21 protein-coding genes are annotated in these 19,158 nt (G+C 73.6%); 13 read left to right on the top strand and 8 right to left on the bottom strand.

The features are described from left to right. Positions 1-3: 3 nt before the first annotated feature. The 3 genes from VKZ81_RS24295 to VKZ81_RS24285 are packed head-to-tail and all read right to left on the bottom strand — an operon-like array spanning position 4 to position 1,493. Positions 4-669: a metal-dependent transcriptional regulator gene (locus VKZ81_RS24295; RefSeq protein WP_324243978.1), complete on the bottom strand. Its 666-nt coding sequence runs from the start codon at positions 667-669 to the stop codon at positions 4-6. 25 nt (positions 670-694) lie between these two features. Beyond that, positions 695-1,252, bottom strand: a complete 558-nt coding sequence (locus VKZ81_RS24290) for a DUF3515 domain-containing protein (RefSeq protein ID WP_324243977.1) — start codon at positions 1,250-1,252, stop codon at positions 695-697. A gap of 4 nt (positions 1,253-1,256) precedes the next feature. After that, positions 1,257-1,493: an Lrp/AsnC family transcriptional regulator gene (locus VKZ81_RS24285; protein ID WP_324243976.1), complete on the bottom strand. Its 237-nt coding sequence runs from the start codon at positions 1,491-1,493 to the stop codon at positions 1,257-1,259. 70 nt (positions 1,494-1,563) lie between these two features. Between VKZ81_RS24285 and VKZ81_RS24280 the strand changes: the two genes are divergently transcribed. The 11 genes from VKZ81_RS24280 (at position 1,564) to VKZ81_RS24230 (ending at position 12,042) form a co-directional block, all read left to right on the top strand. Continuing rightward, entirely contained in the window at positions 1,564-2,550 is a 987-nt protein-coding gene (locus VKZ81_RS24280; protein ID WP_324243975.1) for a thiamine-phosphate kinase, read from the top strand. A 119-nt stretch (positions 2,551-2,669) separates the two neighbouring features. Then, on the top strand, positions 2,670-3,755 hold the full coding sequence (locus VKZ81_RS24275; protein ID WP_324243974.1) for a cytochrome P450: 1,086 nt from the start codon (positions 2,670-2,672) through the stop codon (positions 3,753-3,755). Between the two features lie 210 nt (positions 3,756-3,965). Beyond that, positions 3,966-4,433 carry a cupin domain-containing protein gene (locus tag VKZ81_RS24270; protein ID WP_324243973.1) on the top strand — a complete coding sequence of 156 codons (468 nt, stop codon included), beginning with the start codon at positions 3,966-3,968 and terminating at the stop codon, positions 4,431-4,433. Between the two features lie 71 nt (positions 4,434-4,504). Beyond that, positions 4,505-4,828 carry a DUF3870 domain-containing protein gene (locus tag VKZ81_RS24265; protein ID WP_324243972.1) on the top strand — a complete coding sequence of 108 codons (324 nt, stop codon included), beginning with the start codon at positions 4,505-4,507 and terminating at the stop codon, positions 4,826-4,828. Next, positions 4,803-5,555: an isocitrate lyase/phosphoenolpyruvate mutase family protein gene (locus VKZ81_RS24260; RefSeq protein ID WP_324243971.1), complete on the top strand. Its 753-nt coding sequence runs from the start codon at positions 4,803-4,805 to the stop codon at positions 5,553-5,555. The genes VKZ81_RS24265 and VKZ81_RS24260 overlap by 26 nt, the downstream gene beginning before the upstream one ends. A 7-nt stretch (positions 5,556-5,562) precedes the next feature. After that, entirely contained in the window at positions 5,563-6,900 is a 1,338-nt protein-coding gene (locus VKZ81_RS24255; RefSeq protein ID WP_324243970.1) for an MFS transporter, read from the top strand. Then, positions 6,897-7,712, top strand: a complete 816-nt coding sequence (locus VKZ81_RS24250; RefSeq protein ID WP_324243969.1) for an SDR family NAD(P)-dependent oxidoreductase — start codon at positions 6,897-6,899, stop codon at positions 7,710-7,712. Before VKZ81_RS24255 ends, VKZ81_RS24250 begins: the two co-directional genes overlap by 4 nt. Before the next feature lie 83 nt (positions 7,713-7,795). Next, positions 7,796-9,214 (top strand): ABC transporter substrate-binding protein, encoded by a 1,419-nt coding sequence (locus VKZ81_RS24245; protein WP_324243968.1) that lies wholly within the window; start codon positions 7,796-7,798, stop codon positions 9,212-9,214. A gap of 3 nt (positions 9,215-9,217) precedes the next feature. Beyond that, positions 9,218-10,249: an ABC transporter ATP-binding protein gene (locus VKZ81_RS24240; protein ID WP_324243967.1), complete on the top strand. Its 1,032-nt coding sequence runs from the start codon at positions 9,218-9,220 to the stop codon at positions 10,247-10,249. Beyond that, positions 10,250-11,161 (top strand): carbohydrate ABC transporter permease, encoded by a 912-nt coding sequence (locus VKZ81_RS24235; protein ID WP_324243966.1) that lies wholly within the window; start codon positions 10,250-10,252, stop codon positions 11,159-11,161. Then, entirely contained in the window at positions 11,161-12,042 is an 882-nt protein-coding gene (locus VKZ81_RS24230; protein WP_324243965.1) for a carbohydrate ABC transporter permease, read from the top strand. Before VKZ81_RS24235 ends, VKZ81_RS24230 begins: the two co-directional genes overlap by 1 nt. 84 nt (positions 12,043-12,126) lie before the next feature. Here VKZ81_RS24230 and VKZ81_RS24225 read toward each other — a convergent pair whose 3' ends face one another. Together VKZ81_RS24225 and VKZ81_RS24220 are read right to left on the bottom strand one after the other, a co-directional pair. Continuing rightward, positions 12,127-12,720: a gamma carbonic anhydrase family protein gene (locus tag VKZ81_RS24225; protein ID WP_324243964.1), complete on the bottom strand. Its 594-nt coding sequence runs from the start codon at positions 12,718-12,720 to the stop codon at positions 12,127-12,129. A gap of 311 nt (positions 12,721-13,031) precedes the next feature. Continuing rightward, complete coding sequence (locus VKZ81_RS24220; RefSeq protein ID WP_324243963.1) at positions 13,032-13,883, bottom strand: helix-turn-helix domain-containing protein; 852 nt, start codon at positions 13,881-13,883, stop codon at positions 13,032-13,034. A 104-nt stretch (positions 13,884-13,987) separates the two neighbouring features. Here VKZ81_RS24220 and VKZ81_RS24215 point away from each other — a divergent pair, with 104 nt between their 5' ends. Continuing rightward, positions 13,988-14,866 (top strand): aldo/keto reductase family oxidoreductase, encoded by an 879-nt coding sequence (locus VKZ81_RS24215; protein WP_324243962.1) that lies wholly within the window; start codon positions 13,988-13,990, stop codon positions 14,864-14,866. A gap of 34 nt (positions 14,867-14,900) precedes the next feature. Here VKZ81_RS24215 and VKZ81_RS24210 read toward each other — a convergent pair whose 3' ends face one another. From VKZ81_RS24210 to VKZ81_RS24200, 3 genes are read right to left on the bottom strand one after another with little or no spacing between them, the layout of a single operon-like run. Continuing rightward, the gene (locus VKZ81_RS24210; RefSeq protein WP_324243961.1) at positions 14,901-16,235 is read right to left on the bottom strand and encodes a (Fe-S)-binding protein; all 1,335 of its coding nucleotides are present in this window, start codon (positions 16,233-16,235) and stop codon (positions 14,901-14,903) included. Between the two features lies 1 nt (position 16,236). Beyond that, positions 16,237-17,346 carry an FAD-binding oxidoreductase gene (locus VKZ81_RS24205; protein WP_324243960.1) on the bottom strand — a complete coding sequence of 370 codons (1,110 nt, stop codon included), beginning with the start codon at positions 17,344-17,346 and terminating at the stop codon, positions 16,237-16,239. A 40-nt stretch (positions 17,347-17,386) separates the two neighbouring features. Next, the gene (locus tag VKZ81_RS24200; RefSeq protein WP_324243959.1) at positions 17,387-18,841 is read right to left on the bottom strand and encodes an FAD-linked oxidase C-terminal domain-containing protein; all 1,455 of its coding nucleotides are present in this window, start codon (positions 18,839-18,841) and stop codon (positions 17,387-17,389) included. Between the two features lie 129 nt (positions 18,842-18,970). On the opposite strand from VKZ81_RS24200, the gene VKZ81_RS24195 reads away from it, so the two are divergent. Further along, positions 18,971-19,099 carry a hypothetical protein gene (locus VKZ81_RS24195; protein WP_324243958.1) on the top strand — a complete coding sequence of 43 codons (129 nt, stop codon included), beginning with the start codon at positions 18,971-18,973 and terminating at the stop codon, positions 19,097-19,099. The last annotated feature ends 59 nt before the right edge of the window (positions 19,100-19,158 follow it).

Here is a 19,158-nt window from a genome sequence, read left to right as displayed (position 1 = left end):
GCGCTACTCGGGGTCCTCGTGGCCGTGCACGAGCCGGGTCAGCGCGGGGCCGAGCGCGTGGCGGTTCTCCCCGACCCGCACCCAGCGGGGCCCGCCGAACGGGGCCTGCTCCTCCACCATGATCACGACGCCCGGGTAGATGCCCAGCTCGCCGAGGTAGCGCAGGGCGGCGCTGTCGCGGTCGGACACCCGGTCCACCCGGAACCGGCTGCCCGCGGGCGCGGCGTCGAGCGGCTCACCCCAGCCCTCCTCGTGCGGGCCCTCCCGCGGCGGGATGGGGTCGCCGTGCGGGTCGTGCGTGGGGTGGCCCAGCGCGGCGTCGATCCGTTCCTCGAGCCGCTCGGACAGCGCGTGCTCGAGCAGCTCGGCCTCGGCGTGCACCTCGTCCCACGGCACGTCGAGCACGCGGGCGAGGAACGTCTCCAGGAGCCGGTGGCGGCGCACGACGCGCAGCGCGGCGCGCTCGCCCAACGCCGTGAGCCGCAGGGTGCGGCTGTCGGGACGCGTGAGCAGGCTGCCGTCCTCCAGCCGCTTCACCATGGCCGAGACCGACGGCGCCGACACCCCGAGCTCGTTGGCGAGCTGACCCGTGGTGACCGGCTGACCCCGGTGGGCGAGGTGGTAGATCGCCTTGAGGTAGTCCTCGGTCGCCCGGGACATCGTCACCATGGTGGGAATCGTATGTTGCGTCGCGTCAGCGCACAGCGACCGCGGTGGCGGGCAGGGTCTCGCGCACGACGTCGGACACGTGCTGCAGCGGCGCGCTACCCGCGTCGACCGGCAGGGTGAGCGCGACGTAGACCGGTCGGTCCACCGCGATGTAGCTCACCTGGACGGGTTCGGGGAGCCCGTCGTCGAGCTGCAGCCAGCGCACCCCGTTCACCTCGAGCAGCGGCGACGTGGGCGACAGCTCGGCCGGACGGGGGAGCCCGCAGCGGAGCACGACCGGGCGGGGTGAGGCGGCCCAGGCACGCACGCCGGGCAGCGACTCGGCCTGCGCGATCGGGCGGGGCGACAGCGGGCTGTCGGGGCCGTCCAGCTGCTCGGGGAGCGCGGCGAGCAGGGCCGTGCACTCCGGGCTCGAGGCGTCGGGGGACTCGACCGGGGCGACGGCCAGCGGGCCGGTGTCGGGCGGGGGCGGCTCCCCGATCCCCCGCACGCGCGCGGTGATCGCGATGGCCGCGACCGTCACGGCGAGCAGCAGCGGCAGCGCGATCGCGATCGCCACCGGAGGGGAGAGCCGGGTGGGCACGACGTCAGGACAGGTGCACCACCGGGCAGGTCAGCGTGCGCGTGATCCCGCTGACGCCCTGCACCTGCGCGACGACGAGCTGGCCGAGCTGGTCGACGTCCTCGGCCTCGGCGCGCACGATCACGTCGTAGGGCCCGGTGACGTCCTCGGCGGACACCACGCCGGTGATCTTGGAGATCTCCGCGGCCACGGCGGCGGCCTTGCCGACCTCCGTCTGTACCAGGATGTAAGCCTGCACCACGGCGAGCCCCTTCCAGTTCGATCATCGGACGTAGGAGAGTCGGAAGCCGAACGTACCGGAGGTGACGCCCGTGACCACATCACAACCGTCCCCGACGGGCGACGCGGAGGCGGAGAACACACTCGCGGGGCTCGGCGAGTTCGGGTTGATCGCGCGGCTCACCGAAGGGCGCAGGCACTCGCCCGCCACGCTGCTCGGCCCCGGCGACGACGCCGCCGTGCTCGCGGCCGCGGACGGGCGGGTGGTCGCGACCACGGACGTGCTGGTCGCGGGCGTGCACTTCCGGCTCGACTGGTCCAGCCCGCAGCAGATCGGGCGCAAGGCGGCCGCGGCCAACCTCGCCGACATCGCGGCGATGGGCGCGGTGCCGACCGGTCTGCTCGTGGGCCTCGCCTGCCCGTCCGACAGCCCGCTCGAGGTGCTCTCCGGGCTCACCGACGGCGTGTGGGAGGAGGCGCGGTCGGTCGGCGCGGGCGTGGTGGGCGGCGATGTGGTGTCCTCCCCGACGCTCGTGTTGTCGATCACGGCGCTCGGCTCGCTGCAGGGCCGGGAGGCGGTGACCCGGGCCGGGGCGCGGCCGGGGGACACGGTCGCGCTCGCCGGGCGGATCGGGTGGGCGGCGGCCGGGTGGGCGGTGCTGGCGCGCGGCTTCCGGTCGCCGGTGGCCGTGGTGTCGGCGCACCGGGTGCCCGAGCCGCCCTACGCGGCGGGCCCGCAGGCCGCGGCCGCGGGCGCCACCTCGATGATCGACATCTCGGACGGGCTGCTCGCCGACCTCGGCCACGTCGCGCGGGCGTCCGCGGTGCGGATCGACGTGCGGACGGCCGCGCTGACGGTGCCGGACCGACTGGTCGACGTCGGCGCCGCGCTCGGCATCGACCCGATGCACTGGCTGCTCACCGGCGGCGAGGACCACGCGCTCGCCGCGACCTTCCCCGGCGAGGTGCCCGAGGGCTGGACCGCGATCGGCACGGTCGCCGAGGGCGATCCGGAGGTGCTGGTGGACGGCCGGGTCTACGACGGCGGCCCGGGCGGGTGGGACCACTTCACGCGGTGAGCGGCGCGGCGCGCTCAGCGCGGTGACGCCGGCCCGGCCACGGTCGGGCCGATCACGCTCCGCAGCGTGGCACCAATGATGGCACCTCTTTGCGGTTCGAGCGGCACCCGCTCGTGCGCATGACCTATCCCGACGGGCACGACGGCTGGCTCGCCACCGGCTACGCCGCGTGCCGCGCCGTGCTCGCGGACCGCCGGTTCAGCTCCCGCTACGAACTGATGCGCCTGCCGGTGCCGATCGCGGGCGCGCCGCCCGAGCTGCCGCCCGCACCGGTCGGCGACCTCACCGGGATCGACGCGCCCGAGCACACGCGGCTGCGGCCCCTGCTGGTCGGCTGCTTCACCGTGCGCCGGATGCGGGCCCTCACCCGGCGCGTGGAGGAGATCACCGCGGATCGGCTGGACGCGATGGAGCGCGCGGGCGCACCGGTCGACCTGGTGGCCGAGTTCGCCTCGCCGATCCGCGCCCTCGTCATCTGCGAGCTGTTCGGCGTCCCGTACGGCGACCGCGACGCGTTCCGGCGCCACGTCGCCACCCTGACCGACATGGGCACGGCGGCCGAGGAGAAGGGCGCCGCCGTCGAGGCCCTGCAGGCGTACCTGCTCGACCTGGTGCGGGCCGCGCGCGGCCGGCCCGGCGACGACGTCCTCGGCAGCCTCACCACCGGCGACCTCACCGCCGACGAGCTCGCCGGTGCCGGCGCCTTCCTGCTCGGCGCCGGGCTGGACACCACGGCCAACATGCTCGCCCTCGGCACGCTCGCGCTGCAGCGCCACCCCGACCAGCTCGCCGCACTGCGCTCGGAGCCGGGGATCGTCGAGAGCTCGGTGGAGGAGCTGCTGCGCTACCTCACGATCGCGCACACCAACGTCCGCGCCGCGCTCGAGGACGTCGTGGTGGAGGGGCAGCTGATCCGGGCGGGCGAGAGCGTCACGATCGCGATGCAGGCCGCCAACCGCGACCCCGCGCGGTACCCGGACCCCGAGGTGCTCGACCTGCGCCGGCGCGCCGCCGGCCACCTGGCCTTGGGCCACGGGATCCACCAGTGCCTCGGCCAGCAGCCGGCGCGGGTCGAGATGCGGGTGGCGTTCCCCGCGCTGTTCGCCCGGTTCCCCGCGCTGCGGCTCGACTGCGCGCCGGCGGACGTCCCGCTGCGCACCAGCTCCACCATCTACGGCGTGCACCGCCTCCCCGTCGCGTGGTGACGGCTCGCCGTCGAGCATGGTCGGCGGCTCGGCGGGCGGCCCCTTGTGCGAGCGGCGCCACGGGCCTTACGGTGATCTGACCAACAGCGGACCTCGACGATGTCGGGTGGGCGGCGCCGCCGCCGTCGTCACCGGCATCAGTGGTCGATCCGCTCCCTTGGCCGGCGTCGCGCCGTCGCGCCGCCACGTGTCTCGCCGAGGGAGCACCCCATGTCGTTGCACGTGTCCGCAGCCGACGTGCCCGAGGAGCAGTCCCGGGTCGCCGACATGACGCTCACCACCCGCGCCGTCCACGGCAACCAGGCATCGCTGATGATCGCCACGCGGCCGGCCGGGTACCACTCGAGGCCCCACACCCACGACTGCGAGCAGCTGAACTGGCTGCAAGCGGGCGAGATGTGGGTCTTCATCGAAGACCGCGCCTTCCACCTGCGGGCGGGCGACTTCCTGCGGGTGCCCGCGGGCGCGGTGCACTGGGCGTGGAACACCTCGCCGGCGCCCTGCACCATGGTCGAGGTCCACGCCCCCGGGATGCAGGCGGACCCGTCGATCGCGCGCTTCGCGGTCGGCCTGTACGACGAGCAGGAGGTTCCCGCCCCGACCGGGTCCCCGGTGAACCGGTTCCTGCCCGAGGACTCGGACTTCGACCCGAGCATCGCCGAGAAGCAGGTGGGGTGAGCCCCGTGGTGAGCCCCGTGGTGAGCACTGCGGATCTCGAACTCGCCCGCCCGCGGTGCGATGCTGCGCGGATGGGCCCGCGAGCCAGCCTGGTCGTCGTCGGATACGCGAAGGTGCCGCGCACCTCGGGGGCGCACGGGGCCGCCGAGGTGCTCGCGGTGAGCCTGCGCGTCGACAAGGAGACCGGAACGGTGGTCGACGTCGACTCGACGGCCGTGAGCTCGGTGGTCCGCGCGTGGGTCGCCGACCTGCTGCTGGGCATCGACCTCTCGGCCGACATCGCGCCCGTGCTCGCGGAGGTCGACGAGAACTACCTGAGCAACGCAGCTGGCTCGCTGAAGCAGGCGATCTTCGACGCGTGGCGGCGCTATGCGGCCTACCGCGCGGCCCGCTGACCCGCCTTCCGGCCTGCGCAGCGCGTTCACGTCCGGTCCGGTGGTCGTGCCGGGCTGCCACGACCCGCTGAGCGCACGCCTGGCTGCCGAGGCCGGAGCCGCCGTGGTGTTCCTCGCCGGGAGCGCGGTGGGGCGGGCGCTGTTCGACCAGCCCTCCGTGCCTCGCTACGGGGCGCCGACGTACCTGCGCTACGTCGAGCTCGTCTGCCGCGCCTCGCCGGTGCCGGTGATCGTCGACGGCGAGGACGGCTTCGGCGACACGGTCCGTACCTGCGCCCGCCTCGCCGCGGCCGGGGCCGCCGGCGTGATCGTCGGCGACTCCCGCCCGGACGGGGGCCTGCGCCCCGCGGAGGCCTTCGCCGCCGAGATCGCCGAGGCCCGCCGGACCGGCCTCCAGCTGGTCGTCGCCCGTGCCGACGGGATCGCGGCCGACCGGCCCGGCACCCTCGCCCGCGTCGCCCGCTACCGCGCGGCCGGCGCCGACCTCACCCTCCCCCTGCTCACATCCGTGCTGCGCACGGAGTCCCACGCCGAGCAGCTCGCCACGTTCGCGCCGCTGGCGGGCGCCGCGGCCGGGACGCTCGCGCTGCACGCCCGGCGGATCGACCAGCTCCCACCGCTGTCCCGCCTGCCCGCCGGGATCGCGGCCGTCTTCGTGACCGGCATCTCCGTCCCGACCTCCACCGACCACATCACCCGCGTGCTCTCCGCACGCCGAGGAAGGTGAACCGACGATGACGTCGCCCACCGGCATCGAGACCCGGACCCTCCGCAAGATCAAGTGGCGGTTCATCCCGCTGCTGTGCTGCTGCTACTTCGCGCTCTACCTCGACCGGCTCAACATCTCGGTCGCCGCGCTGACGATGAACGACGACCTCGGCATCACCCCGGCCGTGTTCGGGCTGGTCGCGGGCGTGTTCTTCTGGACGTACTCGCTGCTCGAGGTGCCGAGCAACTACGTCGTCTCCCGCGTCGGGGTGCGGGCGTGGGTCACCCGGATCATCATCAGCTGGGGCCTGGTGACGATGCTGACCGCCGCCGCGCAGGGCGAGGTCAGCCTGATCGTCCTGCGGCTCCTGCTCGGCGTGGCCGAGGCGGGGTTCGCGCCCGCGATGATCGTGCTCGTCGGGCTGTGGTTCCCCGCGTCGAAGCGGGCGGGCGCGATCTCACTGATGATCATCGCCGTGCTGCTCTCCGGCTTCGGCACCCCGCTGTCGGCGATGATCATGACGGGCATGGACGGCCTGCTCGGCCTGCCGGGCTGGCGGTGGATGTTCCTGGTCACCGGGCTGCCCGCGGTGGTGCTCGGCTTCGTGTTCTACGCCGTCATCCGCAACGGCCCCGAGGAGGCGACCTTCCTCGACCCCGAGGAGAAGCGGTGGCTCGCCGCCCGGCTCGCCGAGGACGACGCCGCCCTCGGCGGCCGCGCCGCGCACCCGTTCCTGCGCGGCGTGCTGAACCCGCGGGTCGCCTACCTGGTCGTCATGTACATCCTGTTCGCGTTCAGCCTCTTCGGCTTCCAGTTCTTCGTGCCGCAGATGCTGCAGCAGTTCGGCCTGGAGACGGTCGCGATCGGCTGGGTGGCCGCGCTGCCCCCGCTGCTCGCGCTCGGCCCGATGCTGTGGTGGTCGCGCCACTCCGACCGCACCGGCGAGCGGGTGCTCCACTACGCGGCCGCCGCGGCGACCGCGGGCGTCGGGTTCCTCGTCGCCGGGTTCTCGATGAGCACGCCCGCGGTCGCGATCATCGGGTTCTGCATCGCGGGCATCGGCCTCTACACCTGCATCCCGATCCAGCTGGCCATCCCGTCGACGTTCCTCACCGGCGCCGCGCTCGCGGGCGGCATCGGGGCGATCAACGGGCTCGGCAACATCGGCGGCTACATCGGCCCGCAGGTCACGGGCATCGTGCGGGAGGCCACCGGCGACTTCACGGCCGCGGTGTTCGTGCTCAGCGCGAGCATCTTCGTCGCCGCGATCCTCGCGGTGCTCTTCTCCTGCTGGCAGGGCCGCCGGCCCGCGGCCGCCGGGCCCGCGGAAGGCCCCCGGGTCGGCGCGGGGAGGACGGCGTGATCGATCTTCGGGGCCGCGTCGCCGTGGTGACCGGGGCGGGGAGCGGGATCGGGGCGGCGACGGCCCGCCTGCTCTCCGCCTCCGGGGCGGACGTCGTGGTCGTCGACATCGACGGCCCCGCGGCCGAACGGACCGCGGCGGACCTGCCGGGCCGCGCGATCGCCGTCACCGCCGACGTCGCGCGCGAGCCCGACGTCGACCGCTACCTCGAGGCGGCCGTCGAGGCGTTCGGCGCGGTCCACCTGCACCACCTCAATGCCGGGATCGCGGGCCCGGCCGACCCGATCCCGGACGTGGACGTGGCCGGCTTCGACCGGGTGATGGCGGTGAACCTGCGCGGGCCGTTCCTCGGGCTGCGCGCGGCGTTCCGCCAGTACCGCCGCCAGGGCACGGGCGGGGCCGTCGTCGTCACCACCTCCATCGCCGGCCTGCGCGGGAGCAACGACCTGTTGCCGTACCAGATCTCCAAGCACGGCCTGCTCGGCCTCGTGCACGGTGGCGCCGTGTACGGCGGGCCGGTCGGGGTCCGGGTGAACGGCGTGGCGCCCGGCCTGGTGCCGACGGGGCTCGCGTCCGACGACCTGGTGCGGCGGGGCAGCACCGTGCCCCAGCGGCGCACCGGGACCCCCGAGGAGGTGGCGAGCGCGGTGGCGTTCCTGCTCAGCGACGCCGCGGGCTACGTCAACGGCGAGGTGCTCTCCGTCGACGGCGGCGCCGCGGTGGTGAGCAGCGTCCGCGCCTCCGGTGGGGCGGGGGCGTGGGACCCGTCGGCCGTCGACGCCTACAGCCGCGGCCCGGCGACCGGCGGGTAACGATCTCGCGCCTTTTCGCGCCTTTCCCCGTGCGACCGTCCTACGCTCGTGAAATCGAGTCGATGACGCCTCGGGGAGCCCTCATGCGGATGACGGAGTTCGACCGGCGACGGTTCCTACAAGCCACGGGCCTGGCCGCGCTCGGCGGCACGCTCGCGGCCTGCGGCGGCGGGGGAGAGGAACCACCGGGCGGCATCGTGGAACCGACGGCAGCCGCGCCGGAAGGGACCTTCAACGAGCCTTCCACCAAGCTGTCCGGCTCGCTGTCGATCCTGATGTGGAGCCACTTCGTCCCGGCCCACGACACGTGGTTCGACCCATGGGCCCAGGAGTGGGGCAACCGGGTGGGCGTGCAGGTCACGGTCGACCACATCAACTACGCCGAGCTTCCCGCCCGCACCCAGGCCGAGATCCAGGCCGGGCAGGGCCACGACCTGATCCTGCACATCGCCCCGGTGCCGCAGTACGAGCCGAGCGTGCTCGACCTCACCGACGTGGTGACCGAGGCCGACCGCAGGCACGGCGCGCAGCTCGACCTGTGCCGCAAGTCCAGCTTCAACCCGACCACCCGCAAGTTCTTCGCGTACACGCCGGCGTGGGTCCCCGACCCCGGCGACTACCGCACCAGCCTGTGGACGCCGGTCGGGCTGCCGAACGGCCCGACCACGTGGGACGAGCTGCTCCGCGGCGGCGCCGAGATCAAGAACAGCCAGGGCGTCCAGCTCGGCATCGGCATGTCGCAGGAGATCGACTCGAACATGGCGGGCCGCGCCCTGCTGTGGTCGTTCGGGGCGTCGATCCAGGACGAGGCCGAGCAGGTGGTGATCAACTCGCCGCAGGCCGTCGAGGCCGTCGAGTTCATGACCCGGCTCTACAACGAGGCGATGACGCCCGAGGTGTTCTCGTGGAACGCGGCGAGCAACAACCAGGGCCTCGCGGCGGGCCAGCTGTCGTACATCCTCAACTCGATCTCGGCGTGGCGGACCTCCCAGGAGACCGACCCCGAGGTGGCCAACGACATCGGGTTCACCCGGGCACTGCGCGGGCCCGCGGACGCCCGCGTCGCGAGCCACGTCATGTACAACTGGATCATCCCGACCTACGCCGCGAACCCGGACGCGGCGAAGGAGTTCCTGCTGCACTACACCGACAACCTCGACGTGGTCGCCTGGGAGTCGCGGCTCTACGACTTCCCGGCCTACCCCGACGTCGTGCCCGACCTCGAGGCCTGGCTCAAGGACGACCCGTACGGCGCCCAGCCGCCCGACAAGCTCGCCCTGCTGGCCGACGCGGTCAACTGGAGCACCAACGTCGGGCACCCCGGGCCGGCGAACACCGCCGAGGGCGAGGTGTTCGCGACGTTCATCATCCCGAACATGTTCGCCCGGGCCGCCCGCGGCGAGGTCTCGCCGCAGGAGGCCGTCGCCGAGGCCGAGGCGCAGATCAAACCGATCTTCGACAACTGGCGGGCCCGCGGGCTGATCGGGACGGGTGGGACCTGATCCGTGTACACGGTCGAGGTCAAGAACCTGTACAAGCACTTCGACGGCGTCCACGCGATCGACGGGATCGACCTCGCCACCGACGAGGGTGAGTACCTGGTCCTGCTCGGTCCGTCGGGGTGCGGGAAGACGACGCTGCTGCGCACGATCGCCGGCCTCGAGGAGCCGACCAGCGGCGACGTGCTGATCGGCGGGCAGGTGGTCACCGGGCTGCCCCCGCGGGCGCGGCGGATCGCCATGGTGTTCCAGAGCTACGCCCTCTACCCGCACAAGACGGTGCTGGCCAACATCGTGTTCCCGCTGAAGGCGGCCGGGGTGCCCCCGGAGGAGCGCGAGCGCAAGGCCCGCACCGCGGCCGGGATGCTGGGCATCGAGCACCTGCTCGACCGCAAGCCGCGCCAGCTGTCTGGCGGCGAGCGCCAGCGGGTGGCGCTCGCCAGGGCGCTCGTGCGCGACCCCGCGGTGTTCCTGCTGGACGAGCCGCTGTCGAACCTCGACGCCAAGCTGCGGGCGAGCGCCCGCGACGAGCTGAAGCGGTTCCAGCAGGAGATCGGGACGACCACCATCTACGTCACGCACGACCAGAGCGAGGCGATGGGGCTCGGCGACCGGATCGCGGTGATGTCGCAGGGCCGGGTGCGCCAGATCGGCCACCCGGTGGAGATCTACGACGACCCGGCCGACACGTTCGTCGCGACCTTCATCGGGTCCCCGCCGATGAACCTGGTGCCGCGCGGCGACACGCTCGTCGGGTTCCGGCCCGAGCACCTGCTGCCGGTCGAGAACGTGCGCGGCGAGCGCGTGACGACCACGCTCGAGGTGCAGCGCATGGAGTACCTGTCCGGCGACCGGCACGTCTACGGCACGGTCGACCTCGGTGAGGGACCCACCCGCGTGATCGCCCGCCTGCCCGCCACCGTCGAGACGCCGATCGCGGTGGGGGAGCGGCACGAGTTCGCGGTGCCCGTCGAGCGGCTGCGGTTCTTCGACGCGGCGGAGGGCAAGCGCACCGCGCCGATCCGGCTGGGGCCGTAGATGGCGGCACCGCCGGACGTCGCCGCCCGCCGCCGTCTCGCCGACCGGGACGGCGCGCTCGCGTGGATCTTCCTCTCGCCCGCGGTCGTCTACATCCTCGCGCTCGTCGGGCTGCCCTTCGTCCTGGCCGTCGCGTTCAGCCTGTCCGACGTCACCGGCGGCGACCCGAGCTTCGACTGGGTCGGGCTGCAGAACTTCGAGCGGATCTTCAGCGACCCGGTGTTCTGGCGGTCGCTGCGCAACACGTTCGTCTTCACCGCCGTGTCGATGTTCTTCATCGTGCTGTTCGGCAAGGTGCTGGCGAACGTGCTGATCGCGGACTTCAAGGGCCGCTGGCTGGTGCGGTTCCTCGTGCTGCTGCCGTGGACCACGCCGGTGGCGCTGTCGACGATCACTTGGCTGTGGCTGCTGGACTCGGTGTTCTCGCCGATCGACTGGGTGCTGCGGCAGATCGGGCTGCTCCAGACGAACATGTTCTGGCTCGGGCAGCCCACGCTCGCCATGGCGTCGGTGATCGCCGTGCACGTGTGGCGGCTGGTCCCGCTCGCCGCGGTGATCATGATGGCCGGGCTGCTGTCGATCCCCAAGGACGTGCAGGAGCAGGCCCTCGTGGACGGCGCGGGCTACTGGCGGCGGATGTTCGAGGTCACGATCCCGCTCACCGCCCCCGTCATCGCGATCTCGGCGCTGTTCGGGGCGATCTTCACCTTCACCGACATGACCGTGGTCTACGTCCTCACCCGCGGCGGCCCGACCAACGAGACCCAGGTGCTCGCCAGCTGGGCGTTCTTCCGGGGCATCGAGGGCAGCGACATCGGGCAGGGCGCGGCGATCGCGCTGTTCCTGTTCCCGCTGCTGCTCGCCGCGGCCATCGCGATCCTGCGGGCGGTGCGGCGGATGGAGGTCGGGTGATGGACCGGCTCGTCGTCACCGATGCCGACCGGCACCGTTACGCGCGGCGCCACCGCGCGGGCCGCATCGCGCTCTACGCCATCGCCGTGATCTCGGCGCTCGCCGCCGCCGGGCCGTTCGTGTGGGCAGCGATCACCACGTTCAAGCAGGACAGCGACCTCTACCGGCGGCGCAACAACCCGTTCATCTTCAACGAGACGCCCACCACCGACCACATCGGGCTGCTGATCAACGACACCGGGTTCGTGACGTTCGCCTGGAACACGCTGTGGGTCGGCGTGCTGGTCGTGCTGATCACCCTGGCGCTGTCGCTCCCGGCGGCCTACAGCCTCGCGCGGCTGGACCGGCCGTGGGCGGGCCCGATGGGGATCGCGATCTTCTTCGTCTACCTGGTGCCGCCCACCCTGCTGTTCCTGTCGCTGTCGCGGCTGGTGGTCGCGCTCGGCCTGCAGGACTCGACGTGGTCGCTCGTGGTGATCTACCCGACCATCACCGTCCCGGTGTCGGTGTGGCTGCTCATCGGGTTCCTCAAGACGATCCCGAAGGACATCGAGGAACAGGCCATGGTCGACGGCTACAGCCGCGTGGGGGCCATGGTGCGGGTGGTCGTGCCGCTGCTGTTCCCCGGGATCGTCGCCGTGATCGTGTTCGCGTTCACGCTCACGGCCAGCGAGTTCATCTACGCCCTCGCGTTCATCTCGCCCAGCGCGGAGAAGGTCATCAGCACCGGCGTGCCCACCGAGCTGGTCCGCGGCGACGTGTTCTTCTGGCAGTCGCTGCAGGCCGCCGCCGTGCTCGTCGCGGTGCCGATCGCGTTCGTGTTCAACCTGTTCCTCGACCGCTTCATCGCCGGCTTCACGCAGGGGGCGGTGAAGGGCTGAGCGGTGAACTTCAGAACTTCAGGAAAGCCACATCCATGAACGTGGGCTTCGTGGATGTGGCTTTCCTGAAGTTGGGGGGAGGGGTCAGGTGACCTCGCGGTCGTCGCGGTGGGCGCCGTAGTACTCGACCTGCCGGGCGAGCACCTCCCGCATGGGGGTGCCACGGGGGACGCCGTAGACGGTGCCGGGGAAGTCGAGCTCGCGCTGCACCTCCCACAGCTCGTCGTGCCGGTCCGGGGAGAACAGCTGCGCCGGGTCGCCCGCCGCGATCCAGCCGATCGGGACGACCGTGCCGGGGACGAGGCGGGACCGGACGTGCAGCACCGCGTGGATCCGCAGCTCGCAGCCCGCGCCCGCCACCGCGCCGGGGAACAGCGCCGCCCCGGTGGCGATGAACACCTCGTCCTCGACGGTGGCGCCGTTGACGTGCGCGTGCGGCCCGACGAGCACCGCGTCGCCCAGCTGGGCCCGGTGCGCCGCGCGCCCGCGGACCAGGGCGTTCTCCATCACCACGACGTCCGCGCCCACCCGGACCTCGCCGTCCTCCGCGGTCAGCACGGCGCCGTGCAGCACGCGGGCCCGCTCGCCCAGCACGACCGCGCCGCACACGACGGCCGACGGGGCGACGTACGCCGACCCCGGCACGACGGGGCGCCGACCGCGGTGCTCCAGCAGCATCCGACCACCCTAGGCCGGGCCGCCCGAACTTCAGGAAAGCCACTTTCATGAAGCCCAGGTTCATGAAAGTGGCTTTCCTGAAATCCCGGCGGGTCCAGGTTGTCGTAGACGAGCCGGTCGATCACGCCGAGCGAGCAGAAGCCGAGTCGCTCCGCGGTGGCGGCCCACTCGCCGAGGGCGGTCGCGTCGGCCTCGGGGACGGCGGCGGGCAGGCCCATTCCGATTCGCATCGGACACCTCCGAGCTGTGAGGCGTCGAGGATGCCCGCGGTGCGCCCGCCGGGTCGTGAACGGATCGGACAGCCGCCCCGGTCAGCGCGGCGCGGCCTCCACCGGCGTGCGCGGCGGTTCTGCGGCGAGCGACGCGAGCAGGCCGAGCCGCTCGGCGTCGGCGGTGCCCGGCTCGGCGTGGTAGGCGATGACCTCCACGCCGTCGGAGCCGTCGGCCTGCAGCTTCGACATCCACAGGCGCATCTCGCCGACCTGGGGGTGGTTCAACCGGACCGCCTTGCTGCGCGGCGGCTTCACGTCGTGGCGGGCCCACGCCTTGCGGAACTCCTCGCTCGCCAGCGAGAGCTCGCCGACGAGCTGCACGGCGCGCGGGTCGTCGACGTCGGGCCCGAGCTGGTTGCGGAACGTGGCGACGAGCTGCGGCGCGCACCGCGCCCAGTCCGGGTACAGCAGCTGCTCGGCGGGGTCGAGGAACAGCGACCGCAGCCGGTTCTCGCCCACCCGCAGGCTCGGGGCGAGCGCGGTCGCGAGCGCGTTGGCGGCGAGCACGTCGAAGTAGGTGTCGACCGCGATCGCGGGCACGCCGATGACGTCGAGCAGCTGCGCGGTGTGCGGCGGCACGGACCGGCGCCGCGGTCGCCGGGCCCGGGTGCGCGGCCGCGGCGCGGCCAGCTCGTGCAGGTACGCGGTGGCGGTGTCGTCGAGCCGCAGCACCCGCGCGATCGCGTCCAGCACCTGCGGCGACGGGTTGCGGTCGCGGCCCTGCTCGAGCCGCAGGTAGTACTCGGCGCTGATGCCGGCGAGCATGGCCACCTCCTCGCGGCGCAGCCCCGGCACCCGCCGGATCCCGTGGGCGGGCAGGCCGACGCTCTCCGGCGTGACCAGCTCCCGGCGGGCGCGCAGATAGGTCCCGAGCCGGTTCTCCTCGCGCACGTCCCCCACGGTAACCGCGCGGATCGCCACGTCGGGTGTCCCTGCCGGTACCAGTGACGCCGGGGACCTGGGTGGGCCGGGCGTCCCCGCGCACGATCCGCGGCATGGGCATCGACACGACCACCACCACCCTCCCCGGCGGCACCTGGACGATGGGCGGGCTGACCGTGACCCGGTTCGGGTACGGCGCCATGCAGCTCGCCGGCCCGGGCGTGATGGGGCCGCCCGCCGACCGCGACGGCGCCCTCGCCGTCCTGCGCGAGGTCGTCGAGCTGGGCATCACCCACATCGACACGGCCGACGCCTACGGCCCGGTGATCACCAACGAGCTGATCCGGGAGGCGCTGCACCCCTATCCGGAGGGGCTGCACATCGTGACCAAGGTCGGCGCGGTCCGCGACGCGCAGGGCGGCTGGCCGGTCGCCCGGGAGCCGGACGAGCTGCGCCGGGCCGTGCACGACAACCTCACCCACCTCGGCCTCGACGTGCTCGACGTCGTCAACCTGAGGGTCGGCAACGCCGTCGGCCGCGAGGAGGGCTCGATCGCCCAGGCGTTCGAGACGCTCGTCGAGCTCCAGCAGCAGGGCCTCATCCGCCACCTCGGGATGAGCAACGCGACCCCGGCGCAGGTCGCCGAGGCACGGTCGATCGCACCGATCGTGTGCGTGCAGAACCTCTACAACCTCGCCCACCGCGAGGACGACGAGCTGATCGACCGGCTCGCCGAGGAGGGCATCGCCTACGTGCCGTACTTCCCGCTCGGCGGATTCACCCCGCTGCAGTCCGAGGCGCTCTCGGCGGTCGCCGCCCGGCTCGGCGCGACGCCGATGGCGGTCGCGCTCGCCTGGCTGCTGCAGCGTTCGCCGAACATCCTGTTGATCCCCGGCACGTCGTCGGTGGCGCACCTGCGCGAGAACGTCGCGGGGGCGGGGCTCGCGCTGGCCGAGGAAGACCTCGCGGAGCTGGACGCGATCGGCCGCTGAGCCCGGTCAGCGAGCCGGGATCAACGACGCGGGATCAACGACGCGGCACCGGCACCCCGCGGATGGAGGCGTCGAGCAGCTGCACCGGGTGCAGCAGCGGCAGGTCCTCACCGAGGTGCTTGCCGATCTGCAGCAGGCAGCCCGGGTTGGCGGTCACGACCAGGTCGGGCTCCACCGACCGGACGTTGGCCGCCTTGCGGGCCCCCAGCTCGGCCGCGGCGTCCGGCATGACCAGGTTGTAGATGCCGGCCGAGCCGCAGCACAGCGCCGCCTCGGGCAGGTCCACGAGCTCCAGCTCGGGGATGGAGCGCAGCACCTCCCGCGGCTGGGTGCGCACCTGCTGGGCGTGCCCGAGGTGGCAGGCGTCGTGGTAGGCCACCCGGCCCCGGAACGGGTGCCGCGGCGCCCGCGGGCCCAGGTCGGCGAGCACCTCGTGCACGTCGCGCACCCGCGCGCTGAACGCCTTCGCGCGCTCGGCCCACTCCGGGTCGTCGGCGAGCAGGTGGCCGTACTCCTTCATCGAGGAGCCACAGCCGGCGACGTTGGTGACGACGTGGTCGACGTCGAGCTTCTCGAACACGGCGATCTCGCGCTTCGCCCTGGCCAGCGCGCTGTCCTCGCGCCCGGCGTGCAGCTCGAGCGCGCCGCAGCACTGCTGCTCGCGCGGCACGAGCACGTCGCAACCCTCCGCGGCGAGCACGCGGACGGTCGCGGCGTTGACGCGGTGGAAGAACACGTCCTGCACGCAGCCGGTGAGCAGCGCGACCCGGGCGCGGCGCTCGCCGACGGCGGGGGTGTGGACCGGCAGCCGGGCGAACGCCTCGCGCACCGACACCGGCGGCAGCAGCGACTCCGCCGCCCCCAGCCGCCCCGGCAGCTTCGACGCCAGCCTCGCCACCGCGGGGATCCGGCGCAGCCGCTGGTAGAGCGCGCCCGGTACGGCGGCGGCCCGCAGCCGCCGCTTGTAGGGGAACAGCGCGAAGATCGCCTTGCGGAACCAGGCGTCCTTCCACTCGCGCGGCACGTTGCGCTCGATCTGCGGGCGCACCGACTCCAGCAGCCGGTCGTACTGCACGCCCGACGGGCACGCGGTCACGCACGCCATGCAGCCCAGGCACCGGTCGATGTGCTCGGTGAACGGCCCCTCCAGGCCGATCTCGCCCTTGGCCGCGAGGTCCATGAGGTAGATGCGGCCGCGCGGCGAGTCCATCTCCTCGCCCCACAGCTGGTAGGTGGGGCAGGTCGGCAGGCAGAAGCCGCAGTGCACGCAGTCGTCGAGCAGGTCGCGCTCCGGCGGGCGTCGGTCGTCGAAGCTGCTCGGACGGGTCTGCGGGATGTTGGTCTCGGCGGAACCGGCGGGGGTGCTCATCTCACATCCAGGGGTCGAAGCGGCCCGGGCCGAACCGGCCCTGCGGGTCGAGCTCTGCCTTGACGGCGCGCAGCACGGGCAGCGCGGACGGCGGCGGGCCCCACGCCGGGGCGGTCGCGCCCTCGGGGCGGGAGCGCAGCACGGACACCCCGCCCGCGGCGTGCACGCGGGCGTGGGCCGCCGCCACGGCGTCCGGGGGCAGCGTGACGGTGGCGACCCCGGTGCCCAGGCCCGCCGTGACGGTGCGGGTGGGCAGGTCGGCGAGCACGCCGGGCAGCCGCGACGGTCGCACCCCGATCCGCAGCGTGGCGAGGTCGGGCTCCCCGCGCACGAGCTCGGCGTGCCGCTCCCAGGGGTCTGCGTCGGCGACCTCCCCGGCGCCGAGCGCGGCGCGGAGGCGCTCCAGCCGCGCGTCCAGGGCGCCCGCCGTGCCCTCGATGCGGACCAGCAGCACGCCGTCGGAGGTCCACTCGATGGCCGTGGGCTCGTGGGGCCCACCCAGCGCGGTGGCGGTGTGCGCGGCCGCCTCCTCCAGCGAGCAGGGGATGACGAGCGTCGCGGTGCGCTCGGGCCGCGGGTGCAGCCGAAGCACCACCTCGGCGAGCACGCCGAGCGTGCCGTAGGAGCCGTGCAGCAGCTTGGCGAGGTCGTAGCCCGCGACGTTCTTGATGACGTGGCCGCCGCTGCGCGCCACCGTGCCGTCGGCGAGCACGAACGTGACACCGATGACGAGGTCGCGCAGGGAGCCGTGCACGAGCGCGGCGGGCCCGGCGTCCGCGGTGGCGATCAGGCCGCCGACCGTGGCGCCGTCGGTGACGCGGGCGGCGTCGAACGCGACGTGCTGGCCGTGCGGGGCGAGCTCGTCCTGCAGGTCCCGCAGCCGGGTGCCCGCCCGGACCGCGACGGTCATGTCGGCGGGGTTGTGGGTGATCACCCCGGCGAGGCCGGTGGTGTCGAGGACCGCGTCCACGGGCGCGAGCCGGCCCGCCCACCCGGCGGCGGTGCCCGCACCGGCGATGCCCACCGTGCCCGCGGTGTCGAGCACCGCGTCGCGGAGGGACCGCAGGTCCGTGGGCCGCAGCGGCGCCGCCGTCGCGTTGCCCTGGCTCATCGGACTCCTTCCTCGCACCCTGCCCGCGACCCCTGCGGGGTCACAGGCGCTCGATGACGCCCGCCTCCTCCAGAGGGTGGGGCCGGTACTTGCCGGGCCGCTCGCCGCACAGCCGCGGCGTGGGCAGGACCTTGCCGGGGTTGCACAGCCCGCGCGGGTCCCACGCGCTGCGGACGCGGCGCATGACCTCCAGGTCGTCGACGCCGAACATCTTCGGCATCGAGCACGCCTTGTCCGCCCCGATGCCGTGCTCGCCCGAGAGCGACCCGCCCAGCTCCACGCACAGCTCCGCGATCTCGCCGGAGAGCTTCTCGGCGCGCTCGGTCTCGCCCGCGGCCGCGTTGTAGAGCACGAGCGGGTGGAGGTTGCCGTCGCCCGCGTGGAAGACGTTGGCCACCCGCAGCCCGGCCGCCTCGCCCATGGCGGCGATGCGGTCGAGCACCTCGGCGAGCCGGGTGCGCGGCACGACGCCGTCCTGCACGAAGTAGTCGGGCGAGATGCGGCCCACCGCGGCGAACGCCGCCTTGCGCCCCCGCCAGATCGCCGCGCGCTCCTCCGGCGAGCCCGCGATGTGCAACCGGGTGCAGCCGTGCCGGTCGCAGATCTGCTTGACCTGCTCGAACTGCTCGTCGCACTCCTCGGCCGGGCCGTCCAGCTCGACGACGAGCGCGGCGGGCACCCCCACCGTGTAGCCGGCGTGCACCGCCTCCTCGGCGGCCTCGATGGCGAGCGTGTCCATCATCTCGACGGCCGCCGGGACGATGCCCGCCGCGACGATGTCGGACACCACGTCGCCCGCCGCGGCGACCGACGGGAAGTCCGCCAGCAGCGTGCGCACCGTCTCCGGGGTGCGCAGCAGCCGCACCGTGACCTTCGTGGTGATGCCGAGCGTGCCCTCCGAGCCGAGGAAGAGCCCGCGCAGGTCGGGCCCCGCCTGTTCGCCGGTGTCGGAGCCGAGCGTGACCAGCGAGCCGTCCGGGAGCACGACCTCGCAGGACAGCACGTGGTTGGTGGTGAAGCCGTACTTGAGGCAGTGCGCGCCGCCGGAGTTCTCCGCGACGTTGCCGCCGATCGTGCAGACCTGCTGGCTGGACGGGTCGGGGGCGTAGTACAGCCCGTGCGGCGCCGCGGCCGCGGTGATCTCGAGGTTGGTGACGCCCGGCTCGACGACCGCGCGCCGGTCGACGGGGTCGACCTCCAGCACCCGCTTGAGGCGCGCGAGGCTGATCACCACGCCGTCGGCCACCGGGACGGCCCCGCCGGAGAGGCCCGTGCCCGCGCCGCGCGCGACGAACGGCACGCCGTGCTCGTGGCAGACGCGCACCGCGGCGGCCACCTGCTCGGCGTCGCGGGGCAGCAGCACCAGCTCCGGCGCCACCCGGTACCCGGTGAGCCCGTCGCACTCGTACGCCCGGCACCGCACCGGGTCGCTGATCACGTCCTCCGGCGCGAGCGCCGCCTCGAATGCCCGCACGACCCTGCTGTCGATGGTCATGGAAGGGCCCCCTTCGTCGCGGGTCCACACCTTCCATGGAGACTACGACCGCGATCCCCGGAGCGCCCGGCCCTCGAGGGTGCCCGGACCGGTCCCGCACCAACGGAGAACGTTCGGGAGGTCGAAGCGGTGGGTCCCCGCCGGAAGCTGCAGCTGGCCCTCGTGCTCGTGGCCGCCGTCGTCGTGGGGCTGGCGCTGACCGGCGCCGTCGGCCCCGCGTCGGTGGACCCCGTGCCCACAGCCGTCGTCACGCGCTGAGTCTCGCTTCCGCGATGCGGAAGTTCAAGTCCGTCTGGTAAAAAAGCAGCCGGGCGGGT

Origin of the sequence: Pseudonocardia sp. (assembly GCF_035305885.1) — a bacterium.
Taxonomy (GTDB): domain Bacteria; phylum Actinomycetota; class Actinomycetes; order Mycobacteriales; family Pseudonocardiaceae; genus Pseudonocardia.
The sequence above is the reverse complement of the archived record's forward strand: the minus strand, read 5'-3'. Positions and strand labels throughout refer to the sequence as shown.